Origin of the sequence: Christensenella sp. MSJ-20, from assembly GCF_044357945.1 — a bacterium.
In the GTDB taxonomy this organism is placed as follows: domain Bacteria; phylum Bacillota; class Clostridia; order Christensenellales; family QAND01; genus QAND01.
The window spans coordinates 861,288-875,145 of sequence record NZ_CP076563.1; the positions used below are offsets into that span (position 1 = coordinate 861,288).

At 56.2% G+C, this 13,858-nt stretch carries 15 protein-coding genes; 9 read left to right on the forward strand and 6 right to left on the reverse strand.

The genetic code is table 11. The annotated features are described in order from the left end of the window. Positions 1–1,116, reverse strand: coding sequence for an aminopeptidase (locus KP626_RS04405; RefSeq protein WP_395978718.1), 1,116 nt, complete (start codon positions 1,114–1,116; stop codon positions 1–3). Next, positions 1,113–2,051, reverse strand: a complete 939-nt coding sequence (locus KP626_RS04410) for a glycosyltransferase family 2 protein (RefSeq protein WP_395978720.1) — start codon at positions 2,049–2,051, stop codon at positions 1,113–1,115. Before KP626_RS04410 ends, KP626_RS04405 begins: the two co-directional genes overlap by 4 nt. Before the next feature lie 186 nt (positions 2,052–2,237). Between KP626_RS04410 and fba the strand changes: the two genes are divergently transcribed. The 4 genes from fba to KP626_RS04430 all read left to right on the forward strand — a co-directional run bounded on the left by fba (position 2,238) and on the right by KP626_RS04430 (position 5,321). After that, positions 2,238–3,167 carry a class II fructose-1,6-bisphosphate aldolase gene (gene fba, locus KP626_RS04415; protein WP_395978722.1) on the forward strand — a complete coding sequence of 310 codons (930 nt, stop codon included), beginning with the start codon at positions 2,238–2,240 and terminating at the stop codon, positions 3,165–3,167. Positions 3,168–3,523: 356 nt separating this feature from the next. Then, positions 3,524–4,015, forward strand: a complete 492-nt coding sequence (locus tag KP626_RS04420; RefSeq protein WP_395978724.1) for a prolyl-tRNA synthetase associated domain-containing protein — start codon at positions 3,524–3,526, stop codon at positions 4,013–4,015. A 109-nt stretch (positions 4,016–4,124) separates the two neighbouring features. Further along, positions 4,125–4,802: a phosphoribosylaminoimidazolesuccinocarboxamide synthase gene (locus KP626_RS04425; RefSeq protein WP_395978726.1), complete on the forward strand. Its 678-nt coding sequence runs from the start codon at positions 4,125–4,127 to the stop codon at positions 4,800–4,802. 63 nt (positions 4,803–4,865) lie between these two features. Next, positions 4,866–5,321 (forward strand): LPP leucine zipper domain-containing protein, encoded by a 456-nt coding sequence (locus KP626_RS04430; RefSeq protein ID WP_395978728.1) that lies wholly within the window; start codon positions 4,866–4,868, stop codon positions 5,319–5,321. 67 nt (positions 5,322–5,388) lie between these two features. Here KP626_RS04430 and KP626_RS04435 read toward each other — a convergent pair whose 3' ends face one another. Next, a complete protein-coding gene (locus tag KP626_RS04435; protein ID WP_395978730.1) occupies positions 5,389–6,009 on the reverse strand; it encodes a DNA-3-methyladenine glycosylase in 621 nt (206 codons plus the stop codon). A 235-nt stretch (positions 6,010–6,244) separates the two neighbouring features. On the opposite strand from KP626_RS04435, the gene KP626_RS04440 reads away from it, so the two are divergent. From KP626_RS04440 to KP626_RS04460, 5 genes are read left to right on the forward strand one after another with little or no spacing between them, the layout of a single operon-like run. Beyond that, positions 6,245–6,784: a helix-turn-helix domain-containing protein gene (locus KP626_RS04440; RefSeq protein WP_395978732.1), complete on the forward strand. Its 540-nt coding sequence runs from the start codon at positions 6,245–6,247 to the stop codon at positions 6,782–6,784. A gap of 27 nt (positions 6,785–6,811) precedes the next feature. After that, entirely contained in the window at positions 6,812–7,906 is a 1,095-nt protein-coding gene (potA, locus tag KP626_RS04445) for a spermidine/putrescine ABC transporter ATP-binding protein (RefSeq protein ID WP_395978734.1), read from the forward strand. After that, a complete protein-coding gene (locus KP626_RS04450) occupies positions 7,896–8,723 on the forward strand; it encodes an ABC transporter permease (RefSeq protein WP_395978736.1) in 828 nt (275 codons plus the stop codon). Before potA ends, KP626_RS04450 begins: the two co-directional genes overlap by 11 nt. Further along, positions 8,717–9,511: an ABC transporter permease gene (locus KP626_RS04455; protein WP_395978738.1), complete on the forward strand. Its 795-nt coding sequence runs from the start codon at positions 8,717–8,719 to the stop codon at positions 9,509–9,511. Before KP626_RS04450 ends, KP626_RS04455 begins: the two co-directional genes overlap by 7 nt. Continuing rightward, positions 9,511–10,557, forward strand: a complete 1,047-nt coding sequence (locus tag KP626_RS04460) for a PotD/PotF family extracellular solute-binding protein (RefSeq protein ID WP_395978740.1) — start codon at positions 9,511–9,513, stop codon at positions 10,555–10,557. Before KP626_RS04455 ends, KP626_RS04460 begins: the two co-directional genes overlap by 1 nt. 86 nt (positions 10,558–10,643) lie before the next feature. On the opposite strand, the gene KP626_RS04465 is transcribed toward KP626_RS04460, so the two are convergent. The 3 genes from KP626_RS04465 to KP626_RS04475 form a co-directional block, all read right to left on the reverse strand. After that, the gene (locus KP626_RS04465) at positions 10,644–11,339 is read right to left on the reverse strand and encodes a hypothetical protein (protein ID WP_395978742.1); all 696 of its coding nucleotides are present in this window, start codon (positions 11,337–11,339) and stop codon (positions 10,644–10,646) included. A gap of 196 nt (positions 11,340–11,535) precedes the next feature. Then, positions 11,536–12,525 (reverse strand): diaminopimelate dehydrogenase, encoded by a 990-nt coding sequence (locus tag KP626_RS04470; protein ID WP_395978744.1) that lies wholly within the window; start codon positions 12,523–12,525, stop codon positions 11,536–11,538. An 84-nt stretch (positions 12,526–12,609) separates the two neighbouring features. Further along, positions 12,610–13,767 (reverse strand): aldo/keto reductase, encoded by a 1,158-nt coding sequence (locus KP626_RS04475; protein ID WP_395978746.1) that lies wholly within the window; start codon positions 13,765–13,767, stop codon positions 12,610–12,612. Positions 13,768–13,858 lie beyond the last annotated feature (91 nt).

The following is a 13,858-nucleotide window of genomic DNA, read 5'->3' on the forward strand; positions in this document are numbered from 1 at the left end:
TCACACCAGATTCTCGGGGTTCAGGGCCGCCAGTTCCGGCAGCACAAACCGGCCGTCCTTGCGGACCAGCACGTCGTCGAAGTAGATCTCTCCCCCGCCGTATTCCGGCGTTTGAATCAGCACCAAATCCCAGTGGATGGCACTGTGGTTGCCATTATCGGCGTCTTCGTAACAGTTGCCGGGGGTAAAGTGGATGCTCCCCGCGATCTTCTCATCAAAGAGGGTGTCCCCCATAGACTGGTTGATGTTGGGGTTCACCCCGATGGCGAATTCCCCTACGTACCGAGCGCCCTCGTCGGTATCGAGATAGGCGTTCATGCGGTCGGTATCGTTGCTGCCGCAGTCCACGATCTTGCCGTCCTTGAAGGTGAGCCAGATATTCTCGTACCGGAATCCCCCCACAAAGCTGGGAGTATTAAAGGTGATGGTGCCGTTGACGCTGTCCCGCACCGGCGCGGTGTAGACTTCCCCGTCCGGGATGTTTCGCTCCCCGTCGCACTTTACCGAGCCGATCCCACGGATGGAGAAGGTGAGGTCGGTACCAGGGCCCACCAGCCGCACCCGGTCGGTGCGGTTCAACAGATCGCATAGGGGATCCATGGCCCGGCTCATAACGCCGTAGTCCAGGTTGCAGACGTCAAAATAAAAGTTCTCGAATTTGGCGGTGCTCATGCCGGCCTGCTGGGCCATGGCGGGGGTGGGCCACCGCAACACCACCCAGTTGGTATGGTCGATCCGCACATCCATATGGACCCGCTTCCCATAGATGGCGTTATAAGCGTTGAGCCGCTCCTCGGGAATCCCCGCCGACTCAAAAGCGTTGTCAAACCCCCGGATGGCAATGTAGGCGTCCATGGCCTCCATCTTGGGTACGTCGAAGTCCGCCATAAGGCCGGCCAGCTCCGGGGTCATCCCCGCCATAAGCGCGGCGCTAATCCGCTGGTCCTCCATCTGGATGAAAGGATAGGCCCCCACGCCGTAGGTCTCCTCAACGAGGGCCTCCAGCACTGGAGTGCCGGTGTTGCTGGCGCTAATCCATACCTTCTCCCCCTTTTGAAGCTTCAGGGAAAAGTGGATCAGGTTATGGGCCAACTGCTTGATTCTGGGATCAGTCATGCTCTCTCCTCCTGCGTAATGATTTCGTTGATGATATAGTTGGGGCGCTCCTTTGCCTCGTCATAGATGCGGCCGATATACCCCCCCAGGATGCCGATGATAACGAACAACAGCCCCACAAAGAGGAACAGCCCCGTTAAAAGGGGATACACCAGGGGAATCATCCGTCCGCACAGGGCCAGGACCAGTTCCACGATCAGCGCGATGAGGGATGCCACTGCCACCACCAGGCCCATGGGGATGGTGATGGTCAAGGGCTTTAGCGAAAAGCCCACGATGCCGTCGATGGCCAACCGCACCATCTGCCGAACCCCGTACTTGGTCTCCCCGTACTCCCGCTCCTCCCGGATGAACTCCACCGGCTCCTGGCGGAACCCCACCCAGGAGATCATTCCCCGGACGTAGCGGTTGTGCTCCGTCATGGCGTTGATCTCATCCACCACCTTGCGGTCCATAAGCCGGAAGTCCCCGGTATCCAAAGGAGCGTTGCTGCCCGATAAAAACCGGAACACCCGGTAATAGAGCTTGCTGGTGATCTTCTTAAAAAAGGTTTCCCCCTTGCGCAGCTTCCGCTTGCCATATACCACATCGGCCCCGGCCCGCCACCGCTCCACCATCTTGGGGATGGTCTCAGGCGGATCCTGCAGATCGGCGTCGATGAGGATCACCGCCCTGCCTCGGGCGGCGTGCATACCGGCGGTCACCGCCGCCTGCTGCCCAAAATTCCGGGAGAAGTCCACCGCCACCACATGGGGATCCTTCTCAGCCAGCTCCTTTAGGATGGACAGGGTATTGTCCCTGCTGCCGTCGTTGACATAGATGATTTCATAGGAGCCCAGTCCCTCCATCACGGCGGTGAGCCGCTTGTGGGTATGGGGCAAAACCTCCTCCTCGTTGTACGCTGGAACCACAACGGAAAACTTCGGCTGCTCCATGGATTCCTCCTTTGTGCAGATCATTTTTTCCTATTATACCTTGTTTTCCCATTTGTTACATGCCTCCCGGCCAATTTCTATAAAATTCTCCCTCTATAGGCCCTTTCCCCTCTCCCTCTTGTAAATCCCGGGGGGATTGGCTTATAATATTCATAAAATGAAACCAAAGAAATGAGGGATTCCATTATGGCCTTTGTTACGTCCAAGGAAATGCTGCAAAAAGCCTATGACGGCGGTTACGCCGTAGGCGCTTTTAACGTCAACAACATGGAGATCGTCCAGGGCATCACCGCCGCTGCCCAGCAGGAGAACTCCCCCTTCATCCTCCAGGTGTCCGCGGGTGCCCGGAAGTACGCCAACCACAACTATCTCATTAAGCTGGTGGAGGCCGCCATGCTGGAGACCGGCGTGGACGTGTGCCTGCATCTGGACCACGGCAATTCCTTTGAATTGTGCAAGTCCTGTATCGACGGTGGCTTTACTTCCGTCATGATCGACGGCAGCCATCTGCCCTTTGAGGAGAACATCGCCCTTACCAAGCAGGTGGTAGAGTATGCCCATGACCACGGCGTTACCGTGGAGGGCGAGCTGGGCAAGCTGGCCGGCGTGGAGGACGACGTAAAGGTGTCCGAGGATGACGCCCTCTATACCGATCCCAACGAGGTGGAGGAATTCGTCAACGCCACCGGTGTGGACAGCCTGGCCATCGCCATCGGCACCAGCCACGGCGCCTATAAGTTCAAGGGCGAGCCCCGGATGCGGTTCGACATCCTGGAGGAGGTTTCCCGCCGTCTTCCCAACTTCCCCATCGTGCTTCACGGCGCTTCCTCCGTCATGCCCGAGTATGTGGAGATCATCAACCAGTACGGCGGCAAGATGGGCGGCGCCAAGGGCTGCCCCGAGGATCTGCTCCGCAAGGCCGCTTCCATGGCGGTCTGCAAGATCAACATCGACACCGACCTGCGCCTGGCCATGACCGCCAGCATCCGCAAATATCTGGTGGAGCATCCCGATCATTTCGATCCCCGCCAATACCTGGCTCCCGCCCGGGATGCCATTCAGGAAGTGGTGGCCCACAAGATGAAGTACGTCCTGGGCTCCTCCGGCAAAGCCTAAGGCGGGCAGTGCCCGCTCCCATATCGCCGCATATGCTGGCGGTTTCACGCCGTTAGGCACACGGTTTGAGGGAAATCGGTTAGCCGCCTTTCCATCGGCGGGCGGTGCCTGCTCCCACGCCGCTGCATATGACTAGCGGCCTAATATCGCAAGGCCGCACGGCTCCAAGCGGGCAATCCTCCGTCCCTCCATTGGCAGGCGGTATCCGTCCAGTCAATCCATAGGCAAATAAAACCAGCAGCGCCCATCCCTATTCCCGGATGGGCGCTTTTGTTCTCCTCCATCCCCTTCCGGCCCGGCCCCTGGACAAATCCCTTCTCCGTCGCTAAGATAGGACAACAAAAGGAGGAATCGCTATGGATCCCAAGCAGCAGGTACTGGACTATTTAAACGGCCAATCCATCCCCTTTGAGCTGGTGGAGCATCCCGCGGTCTATACCATCGAAGAGGTTCTGGCCCTGGGGCTTCCCCAGGATCGGTGCATTGCAAAAAATCTATTTCTCCGGAATTCCAATGGAAAATCCCACTATATTCTAGTGGTGGAACACAGCAAAACCGTGGACCTAAAGGCCCTGCGGCGGCAGATTGGTTCCTCCCATCTGGGGTTTGCCAGCGAGGATCGGCTTATGACCCATCTGGGTCTTCATAAGGGGGAGGTCACTCCCCTTGGCATTCTCAACGACAGCAGCTGTACCGTGGAGGTGCTGTTGGATGAAGATCTCTTTTCCGAAGAGGTGATCGGCGTGCATCCCAACACCAACACCGCTACGGTGTTTCTCTCCCCTCAACATCTGGAACAAGCCATAATGGCCCATGGAAATCCCGTCCGGCGGGTCAAAATTGACTAAATCGCCGTATTCCACTCTTTTTCACTCTGTGGTATCATAGAAAACAACAAAGGGACAGGCCGGTTGTTCAATTTTGCGCCGGCGTTCCCCATGAGTGGAGGAATGCGATATGAAACTGGTATACACGGGAAAAACCAAGGATGTATATGCGCTGGAAAACGGCCACTATTCCTTAAAGTTCAAGGACGACGTCACCGGGGAAAACGGAAAGTTTGATCCCGGCGCCAACACCATCGGCCTCTCCATCGAGGGCATCGGCCGGGAGAATCTGAAGGTCTCCGTCATGTTCTTTGAGGTGCTGAAAAAGGCCGGCATCAAGACCCACTACGTCTCCGCCGACATCGACAACGCCACCATGGAGGTTCTGCCCGCCAAGGTCTTTGGCAAGGGGCTGGAGGTCATCTGCCGGTACCGGGCGGTGGGTAGCTTCATCCGCCGGTATGGGGACTACATCGAAAACGGCGCTCCCCTTCCCGCCTATGTGGAGGCCACGCTGAAGGACGACGGCCGGGGCGATCCCCTCATCACCTGCGAGGGCTTGGAGGCCCTGGGCATCATGACGCGGGATCAGTTCGACGCCATGAAGGCTATGACCCAGCGTATCGCCGGCGTAGTCAAGGACGTGCTGGCACAAAAGGGGCTGGAACTGTACGACATCAAGTTTGAGTTTGGCTATCATGACGGCGAGGTAATCCTCATCGATGAAATCGCTTCCGGCAACATGCGGGCCTATAAAGAAGGGGAAATCGTGGATCCCATGGACCTGACCGCCATTCTGTTGGGTTAAACCCGTGCATAAGATGGGGCCCAGTTGGGCCCCATTTTTCTATTTTTTATTTTTTTAGGAGGTATGTCGTATGAAACAGCATTGGCTGCGGGCCGCCACGCTTTTGGTGGCGATCCTGATGCTGGCGCTCTGCCTGGTGGGATGCGGCGGAGAAGCAGGCCCCAGGGGCCCCAAGGTCCCCAGGGAGAACAGGGAATCCAGGGCGAGCAAGGGGAACAGGGAATCCAGGGAGAAAAAGGGGAAAAGGGTGATACCGGCGCCCAAGGCCCCCGCGGAGCCACTGGGGCTACCGGCCCTCAGGGACCCCAGGGGGAACCCGGCGAGGATGCCGACCCCCAGGTAATCGCCGACCTCCAGGCCCAAATTCAGGAGCTGGAAGACCAGTTGGCGGCCGCCAACGCTAAGATCCAGCAGCAGGCCCAGGACATCAACACCATGAAAAGCGACATCCAGGCGGCAAAGGACGACGCCGCCCGGGCCAACCAGCGGCTGGATAACATGGCCTATCCATGGCAATGATTGAACATATAACCAAACTCCATCGTAAAACCGCCCCGAGGGAATCTCGGGGCGGTTTTCCTATTTACTATTTACGGTTCAGCATGCTCCGAAAATCCCGCTCGTATTCCTGGATTCCCAAGGAGCTTACATCCGTCGCCACAAATCGGTAGGGCAAAAGAGCGTCCTCTCCGGCATAGTCCACCCCCACCCGGGGCGTGGCCTTCATGGGCAGTTTCTTTTCCCCTTTTAGCAGGTAAATCCGGTCCCCTGTAAAATCCGCGCCATAGTCTTCAAGGCTGATGCCCAAGGCCATGCAAAGCTTGCCCGGCCCGTCGGTCAGCCCCCGAATCCCCTTCCGTTTCCGGCGGCGCTCCATAACGGAAAGGCCCACGGTGGGATAGATGCTCCGCAAAAGCACACACTGGGGCACCCCCTCCGCGGCGGATACCACGTTGACGCAATGGTACATACCGTAGATCAGATGCACATAGGCGTATCCGCCGGGGCCATATACCACCCGAGTGCGGCCGTTGGGGTTCCCCCGGCAGCTGTGGGCGGCGCGATCCTCCTTCCCCAGATAGGCTTCGGTCTCTACGATGACCCCTCCCGTCCGCTCCCCGCCCAGCTCGCTGATGATGGTAGCGCCGATGAGCTCCCTTGCCAAATCCAGGCCCGGTTGGCTCAATTCCTCTCTGGTATATCTCATAGGGGATCTCCTCCTTTTTTCAGTCTTCATTTGGGATAGAACCGGCTTTTTCCGGCCAAACGCGGCCAATTCCGGCCCTCTTTTCTCCATCATAGAAAAACCCTTCCCATTGTGCAAGGCCGGGATGCAAAACGCTCTTGACTTCTCCCTATAAATCTGCTTTAATAGTCCTCGCATGTAAGTTTAGTGTTAGTGAACTTTTGGTTCAGAATCAGTTACCCGGGAGGTGACGGCGTTGAACATTGGAGCTAAGATCAAACAGCTGCGGCAGGAGTTAGGCCTCACCCAGGAGGAGCTGGCGGACCGGGCGGAACTGAGCAAGTCCTTCATCTCCCAGCTGGAGCGGGATCTGACCTCCCCCTCCATCAACACCCTGATGGATATCCTGGAATGTCTGGGCACCAATCTTCGGGAGTTCTTCTCGGAGGATGGGGAGGAAAAGGTGGTCTACACCGGGGCGGATATCTTCGAAAAGGTGGATCCGGCCAACGGCAGCCGGGTGGAATGGCTCATCACCGCCGCCCAGCGCAACGCCATGGAGCCCATCCTCCTAACCCTATCCCCCGGAGGTACCGGCGGACGGGATAACCCCCACGAGGGGGAGGAGTTTGGTTACGTCCTCACGGGGAGCATCCTGCTCGTCATCGGTAACAACCGGTACAAAGTGAAGAAGGGGGATTCCTTCTACTTCTCCAGCAACGCCCCCCATGAGATTCAGAACCCGGGAAAGTCCGTTGCCAAGATTTTATGGATCAGCTGCCCGCCGACCTTTTGAATATCTCCATAGGAGGGGAATGCCGCTATGGCGGATAAAATCATCGATCTTGTGAATCTCACCAAATCCTTTGACGGCGAAAAAGCCCTGGATGGGGTGAATCTATACGTCCGCCGCAGGGAGTTCATCACCCTATTGGGCCCTTCCGGCTGCGGAAAAACCACCCTTTTGCGGCTCATTGCCGGCTTTGAAAAGCCCGATGATGGAGACATTCTCTTTGAGGGCCAGCGCATCAACGACCTGCCCCCCTATAAGCGGAGGGTCAATACCGTTTTCCAGAAGTATTCCCTTTTTCCCCACATGAATGTCTATGACAACGTTGCCTTCGGCCTAACCCTGAAAAAGAAGGATAAAAAGCTTATCGACCAGAAGGTGCGGGAGATGCTGGAATTGGTCAACCTCTCCGGATTTGAAAAGCGGGAGGTGGAGTCCCTTTCCGGCGGGCAGCAGCAACGTATCGCCATCGCCCGGGCCCTTATAAACGAGCCCGAGGTTCTTCTCTTGGATGAGCCCCTGGCAGCCTTGGATCTAAAGCTCCGCAAGGAGATGCAGCTGGAGCTGAAGAAGATGCAGCAGCAGCTGGGCATCACCTTCGTCTTCGTTACCCACGACCAGGAGGAAGCTCTTACCATGAGCGATACCATCGTGGTCATGAACAAGGGGCAGATCGTCCAAATCGGCACTCCGGTGGACATCTACAACGAGCCCATCAACGCCTATGTGGCCGACTTCATCGGGGAGAGCAACATCCTGCCCGGCGTCATGCTGGAGGACTATAAATGCCGTTTCGCCGGTCAGGAGTTCGTCTGTGTAGACCGGGGCTTTAGCCGGAACGAGGAGGTAGAGATCGTCCTTCGTCCTGAGGACTTGGACATCACCCCCAATGACCGCGGCATGCTCCACGGCGTGGTGGAATCCATCCTCTTTATGGGGGTCCACTACGAGATCCGGGTACGGCTCCACGAGGATTTGGAGTTTACCATCCACAGCACCGATTACGTGGCCGAAGGCACCCCGGTTGGCATCGATATCGAGCCGGACGCCATCCATGTGATGAAGGCGTCCGATATGCCGCTTGCCACCGAGGAGGAGTTGGAGGGGGCAGCCGATTATGAAGCGTAGCGTTTTTGCCACCCCCTATCTCATCTGGATGGCCATTTTCATCCTGGTGCCCTTGGGGATCATCGTATACTATGCCATGACGGCAGCCGCCCCTGACGGCGGAGTGGTCTTCACCCTGGATAACCTTATAAAAGCCTTTGATCCCCTCTACATGGGCATTCTAGGCCGCAGCGTCTGGCTGGCCTTTATCGCCACCTGCGTCTGTCTTTTGATTGGCTATCCCGTGGCTTTGATCCTCACCAGCCGGAACTTTAAAAAGGGAAGCCTGTTGATCATCCTCTTTGTCCTTCCCATGTGGATGAACTTCCTACTGCGTACCTACGCTCTCATCAACATCCTGGACAGCGGCGGGGTTGTCGCCCAGTTTTTAGGGCTTTTTGGCATCCAGAACCCCAAGCTCTTGTACAATACCTTCGCCATCATCCTGGGCCTGGTGTATAACTACCTGCCCTTTATGATTCTCCCCATCTACTCCGCCATGGTAAAGATCGACCACGGGCTTATCGAAGCGGCGGAGGATCTGGGGGCAAACAGCTGGGACGTATTTCGCCGGGTTCGATTTCCCCTTTCCCTTCCGGGCGTGGTGTCCGGCATCACCATGGTCTTTATGCCTGCCGTCACCACCTTTGCCGTTTCCCGCCTCCTGGGAGGCAGCAACTTTATGATGTACGGCGACGTCATCGAGAACCAGTTCTTCTTCATGCGGGATTGGCATTTTGGCGCCACGCTGAGCCTGGTGATGATGGTCCTGATGCTGGTATCCTCCTTTATCTTCCGGAAATACCAGGACGATGATTCGGGAGGGATGCTGTGGTGAAGGTAAAATCCCTGTTTCAGAAAGGCTATTTGGGCCTTGTGCTGTTGTTCTTATACGCTCCCATCGCCACGTTGATCATCTTCAGCTTTAACGTGGGAAAGACCATGGGCAAGTGGTCGGGGTTCTCCCTCAAATGGTATGAGCAGCTCTTCCAGGATCCCTCCTTGATGAGCGCCCTCAGCACCACCCTTACCATCGCGGTGCTGTCCGCCCTCATCGCCACCGTCATCGGCACCCTGGCGGCCATCGGCATCCACAGCATGCGGAAACGGACCCGCTCTCTGGTGGAAACCGCCACCTACATTCCCATGCTGAACCCCGATATCGTCACCGGTATCTCACTGATGCTGTTGTTCCTGTTTTTGCGGGTGAGCCTGGGGTATACCACCCTGCTCCTAGCCCACATCACCTTTAATATCCCCTACGTGATCTTCTCCGTGCTGCCCAAGCTTCGGCAGATGCCCCAGAACCTCTATGAGGCTGCTCTGGACCTGGGCTGCAAACCCACCCGGGCCATGTGGAAGATCATCGTGCCCCAGATCATGCCGGGTATCGTCACCGGCGCCATCTTCGCGCTGACCCTTTCCATCGACGATTTCGTGGTCAGCTACTTTACCACCCAGGGCGTTAGCAATCTATCCATCGCCATCTATGCCATGGCCCGCCGGGGCATCAGCCCCAAGATTAACGCCCTATCCGCCATCATCTTTGTCAGCATTGTCACCCTTTTGCTCATCGTCAACATCCGGGCCAACAGGGTGCAAAATGGAAAGGAGAAAAAAGCCTGATGAAAAAATTCTTTGCCCTTCTACTTTGCCTCGCTATGGCCTGCACCATGCTTGCCGGCTGCGGCGGCACGGAAACCACCGCTACCCTTCGCATCTATAACTGGGGGGATTACATCGACGACGATGTGCTGGACCAGTTCCGCAAGGATCATCCTGAAATCAAGGTAGTCTACGATATGTTCGATTCCAACGAGGCCATGCTGGCCAAGCTGGAAGGCGGCGCGGAATACGACATCCTCTTCCCCTCGGATTACATGATCGAAAAGCTGATCCAGGAAGAAATGCTCCAGGAGCTGGACCTCAGCCGTATTGAAAATCTGGACAACATCGGGGATTCCTTCCTGAACATGGCCTTTGACCCTGGCAACAAGTATTCCATCCCCTATATGTGGGGTACCGTGGGCATCCTCTACAATACCACCATGGTGGATGATCCCGTGGATTCCTGGGACATTCTCTGGGATGAGAAATACGCCGGTAAGATCGTCATGTACGACAGCGTTCGGGATTCCATGGCGGTGGCCTTAAAGCGCCTGGGCTACAGCGTCAACACCACCGATGACGGCGAACTGCAGGAGGCCGCCGAGACCCTTCAGGCCCAGAAGCCCTTGGTCATGGCCTATATGATGGACAACGCCAAATCCACCATGATCAACGGCGGCGCCGCCATGGCGGTGGTCTACTCGGGAGACGCCATCTTCTGCATGGGTGAAAACGAGGATCTGGCCTACGCCGTACCAAAGGAAGGCTCCAACGTATGGGTTGACGGCGTCTGCATCACCAAGTCCTGTACGGGAGAGAATTTGGATGCTGCCTACACCTTCCTCAGCTACCTCTGTGACGCAGAAGTGGCTAAGGCCAACTCCGAGTACATCGGCTACGCCACCCCCAACGCAGCGGCTCTGGAGCTCATGGACGACGCCGTAAAGGCCGACCCCGCCTACAATCCCCCCCAGGACGTGCTGGATCGCTGCGAGGTGTATCTGGACCTGGGCGACAAAGAGGCCGTCTATTCCCGGTATTGGGAGCAGATCAAGGCCAACTAATTTTCACATCATAATGTATAAATATAAAAAGCCCCTTCCAATGAAGAAGGGGCTTTTTATATTTGCTTGATATCTCTGCCATTTTCCTAAAGGGTCCACCGGCTTTGGCGATGCGCAGAAGCTTTTCTACGAATCAGCGCGCCCATCAACTGTAGGGTGGCCTTTGTGGCCCGCCAATAGCCCAGCTTGGTCATAAACTCATCATCATTCTCTGGCACATGGCCCAAATATTCCCATAAATCCCCCTCATAATAGAGGTACTCCGCCAGAATGGTCTCAAAGTCCCGCGGCAAACACCGGGCCTCCTCCATGGGAATCTGAGCCAGGTTTTCCTCGCGCAGCATCCGCGCCACAAACTCCGAACAGGTATAGGCCTTCTCGGTATCAAAGCCTTTCCCCATGGATTGAAAAATGGCGGAGAATAGATTATATAGGTAAGGCTCCTCTCCCATCTCATGCAGACGGCGCTGAATGCTTTCATATTGATCCCGGGGAACGGGCAACCGAAACACCTTGATGTAAATGGGCTCCGGCTTCCCCAGAGAAAACCGCGCCGGGGTTTCGCGGATAAATCCCCCGTAAAAGGGAGTAGACTTATAGTACCGGGCAAAGGAATACATCTCCCGCATCTCCCGATCCAAGCTTAAGGACGTGTGGCTGTATATGGTTTTGGACAGCTTTTTGATCAGATAGCCGATCTTGGTCTTGGTGGAAGAAAGGATCACATATAGATACCGCTGCTCCTCCAGGGCCAAGGGCCGCTGTGCTTGCATTTGGTGCATTGCAACCTCCCAAGAAGGTATTTTATTTATTATAATATAAGCTGTAAAAAAAAGATACGTACTTCACCCCCTTAATAACAGCACTTTTTGGCTTCACGAGAAAAAATGTGTAGAATACTGCCAATTTATTTTGCAATTTTTTCTTTTTCAATGTAAAAAACAAAGCGCCGGGCGGCCCGGCGCTTTGTTTTTCTGCTCATAGTAGGTATTTTCTTTGCTCCTCAAAGGAGAGAGTGGAGAGCATTCCCAACGGAACGTCATAGACCGTCATAGCGCCGGCGCAGCCAGCCTGGGCCATGCGGTGAACCGCCCGTGCGAAGGCTGCCAGCACCGATGCGGTAAATTGGGGGTTGGAATCCAGCTTTAGAGAAAATTCCACGATGGCGTTGTTGTCATCGCTGGTGCGTCCCGACCGGAACACAAAGCCGCCATGGGGCATCTTGCCATGATCCCGCTCCATCTCCTCCATGGTGATGAAGTGAACGGTGGTGTTGTAGTCCGAGAAGTAGTTGGGCATTTCCACAATGGTTCGGGTGATCTCCTCCCGGTCCGCACCCTCCTCTGCCACCACAAAGCACTCTCTAAAGTGCTTCTGCCGGGTTGTCAACTGGGGATTTGTTCCGCTGCGGACAGCGTCCAGGGCTTCAGGATAGGGCCGGGTATACTGGATGGCATACGCCACCCCAGGCACCCTACGGATGGCGTCGGAGTGGCCCTGGCTTACCCCGTCTCCCCAGAAGGTGTAGTCATTTCCCTGGGGTAAGCAAGCTCCCGCCAGCAACCGGATCATGGAGAAAAGGCCGGGATCCCAGCCACAGGAGATCAGGTTCAGGTGTCCGCTCTCCCGGGCCGCTTGATCCATGGCCGCAAAATACTCCGGAATCCTTGCATGGGTGTCAAAGCTGTCCACGGTGTGGAACAGTTTGGCGTATTCCGGGCCCTGCTGGGGCAGATCGGTGGCACTGCCGCCGCACAGCAGCATAACGTCAATCTGATCTTGATAGTTGGCCGCGTCTTTTGCAGCATAAACTGGCGTACCGGCATCAACAGGATCCAATTCGACCAACGCCGGATCCCGCCGGCTGAAGAAAGCCACCAGTTCCATATCAGGATTCATCCGAATGGCCTGGGCAACGCCCCGCCCGATGTTTCCATATCCTACGATTCCCAAGCGGATCTTTTCCATCTGCATTTCCTCCCAAGGCGATACCGCCCGTTTTTTGTTCCCTATTATAGCACAGGCCTCCCCATGAGAAAACCTTGCATCTTTTCATCGGCCGAATACTTCTTTGGCCTTTTTCATCCGTTCCACCACCGGCACTCCAAAGGGGCAGTTGCTCTCACAGCTGCGGCAGGCAATGCAATCCTCTCCATGGGTCTCCATGGCAAGATAATGCTCCCGCACGGTATCCGGCACCTTGCCCTCCGCTACCAGCGCTAAATCCAGGTACTTGTTGACCTGGGCCACATCAATGCGGGCAGGACAGGGCAGGCAGTGATTGCAGTACATACAGTTCCCCGCCATGGAATAGAGCTGTGTAGCGCCCAAAAACGGGCTGTAATCCCGTTCCTCCGGCGTGGCGGACTCATAGGCAACGGCAGCTTCCACCTCCGCCGGACTCCGATACCCCGCCAGAACGCTGGCCACTCCTGGGCGGGTCAGGCAATAATGGATACACTGGATCGGCGTCATAGGGGCTCCAAAGGGGGATAGCTCCTCCTTTAAAAGCTTCCCCGCACCAAAGGGCTTCATAACGGTAATCCCCACTCCACGCGCCTCACAGGCCTCGTAGAGCCGCTGACGAGCAGGATGGATTCCATGCAGGTCTTTGCCTTCCCGCACCAGATCCGCCTTGATGAGATCATCCACCGATACGCCGGCATCCAACAGATCATAGGCGGCGTTGATGCTGAACATCAACACCTCGATGACCCCAGTCTCAACCAGGCTGAGCGCCACACCAGGATCGTGGGAACTGACCCCAATGGCGCGAATCATTCCCTTCTGCTTCAGCTCCTGAGCATAGTCCAAAATGCCGTTTTCCAGCATCCGCGATAGATTCTCCTGGGTATCCACATAGTGGATCATCCCCACATCCAAATAATCGGTATCCATCCGGGTAAGCAGATCGGAAAACGCCGCTTTACACTGATCGAGATCCCGGCTCCGCTTGTATTGCCCCCCCAGCCAGCAGGCGCCGATATGCCCCTGGATCTGCATCTCGGGGCGGCGCCGGCCCAAAGCTTTTCCGATGTTGCTCCGCACATGGGGCTCCGCCATAAAACAATCCATCATATTGATTCCGGCGTCCAAAGCAGCGTGAACCACCGCCTCCACATCCCGGTATTCCATGCCCTCCAGATGTTCTCCTCCAAAGCCCACCCGGCTGACCTGCATTCCCGTCGCGCCCAATGCCCGATATTCCATGCTAGCTCCCCCTTTCATATGAAATTAGTATAGCACAGAAATATCTTTCGGAAAGAAAAAAGCGCCGGGCAGATTGCCCGGCGCCATGCGT

Excerpts from the sequence above, each read along its gene's own strand:
- KP626_RS04405 (WP_395978718.1), bottom strand. The coding sequence starts at position 1,116 with ATGACTGATCCCAGAATCAAGCAGTTGGCCCATAACCTGATCCACTTT.
- KP626_RS04410 (WP_395978720.1), bottom strand. The coding sequence starts at position 2,051 with ATGGAGCAGCCGAAGTTTTCCGTTGTGGTTCCAGCGTACAACGAGGAG.
- fba (WP_395978722.1), top strand. The coding sequence starts at position 2,238 with ATGGCCTTTGTTACGTCCAAGGAAATGCTGCAAAAAGCCTATGACGGC.
- KP626_RS04420 (WP_395978724.1), top strand. The coding sequence starts at position 3,524 with ATGGATCCCAAGCAGCAGGTACTGGACTATTTAAACGGCCAATCCATC.
- KP626_RS04425 (WP_395978726.1), top strand. The coding sequence starts at position 4,125 with ATGAAACTGGTATACACGGGAAAAACCAAGGATGTATATGCGCTGGAA.
- KP626_RS04430 (WP_395978728.1), top strand. The coding sequence starts at position 4,866 with ATGTCGTATGAAACAGCATTGGCTGCGGGCCGCCACGCTTTTGGTGGC.
- KP626_RS04435 (WP_395978730.1), bottom strand. The coding sequence starts at position 6,009 with ATGAGATATACCAGAGAGGAATTGAGCCAACCGGGCCTGGATTTGGCA.
- potA (WP_395978734.1), top strand. The coding sequence starts at position 6,812 with ATGGCGGATAAAATCATCGATCTTGTGAATCTCACCAAATCCTTTGAC.
- KP626_RS04450 (WP_395978736.1), top strand. The coding sequence starts at position 7,896 with ATGAAGCGTAGCGTTTTTGCCACCCCCTATCTCATCTGGATGGCCATT.
- KP626_RS04460 (WP_395978740.1), top strand. The coding sequence starts at position 9,511 with ATGAAAAAATTCTTTGCCCTTCTACTTTGCCTCGCTATGGCCTGCACC.
- KP626_RS04465 (WP_395978742.1), bottom strand. The coding sequence starts at position 11,339 with ATGCACCAAATGCAAGCACAGCGGCCCTTGGCCCTGGAGGAGCAGCGG.
- KP626_RS04470 (WP_395978744.1), bottom strand. The coding sequence starts at position 12,525 with ATGGAAAAGATCCGCTTGGGAATCGTAGGATATGGAAACATCGGGCGG.
- KP626_RS04475 (WP_395978746.1), bottom strand. The coding sequence starts at position 13,767 with ATGGAATATCGGGCATTGGGCGCGACGGGAATGCAGGTCAGCCGGGTG.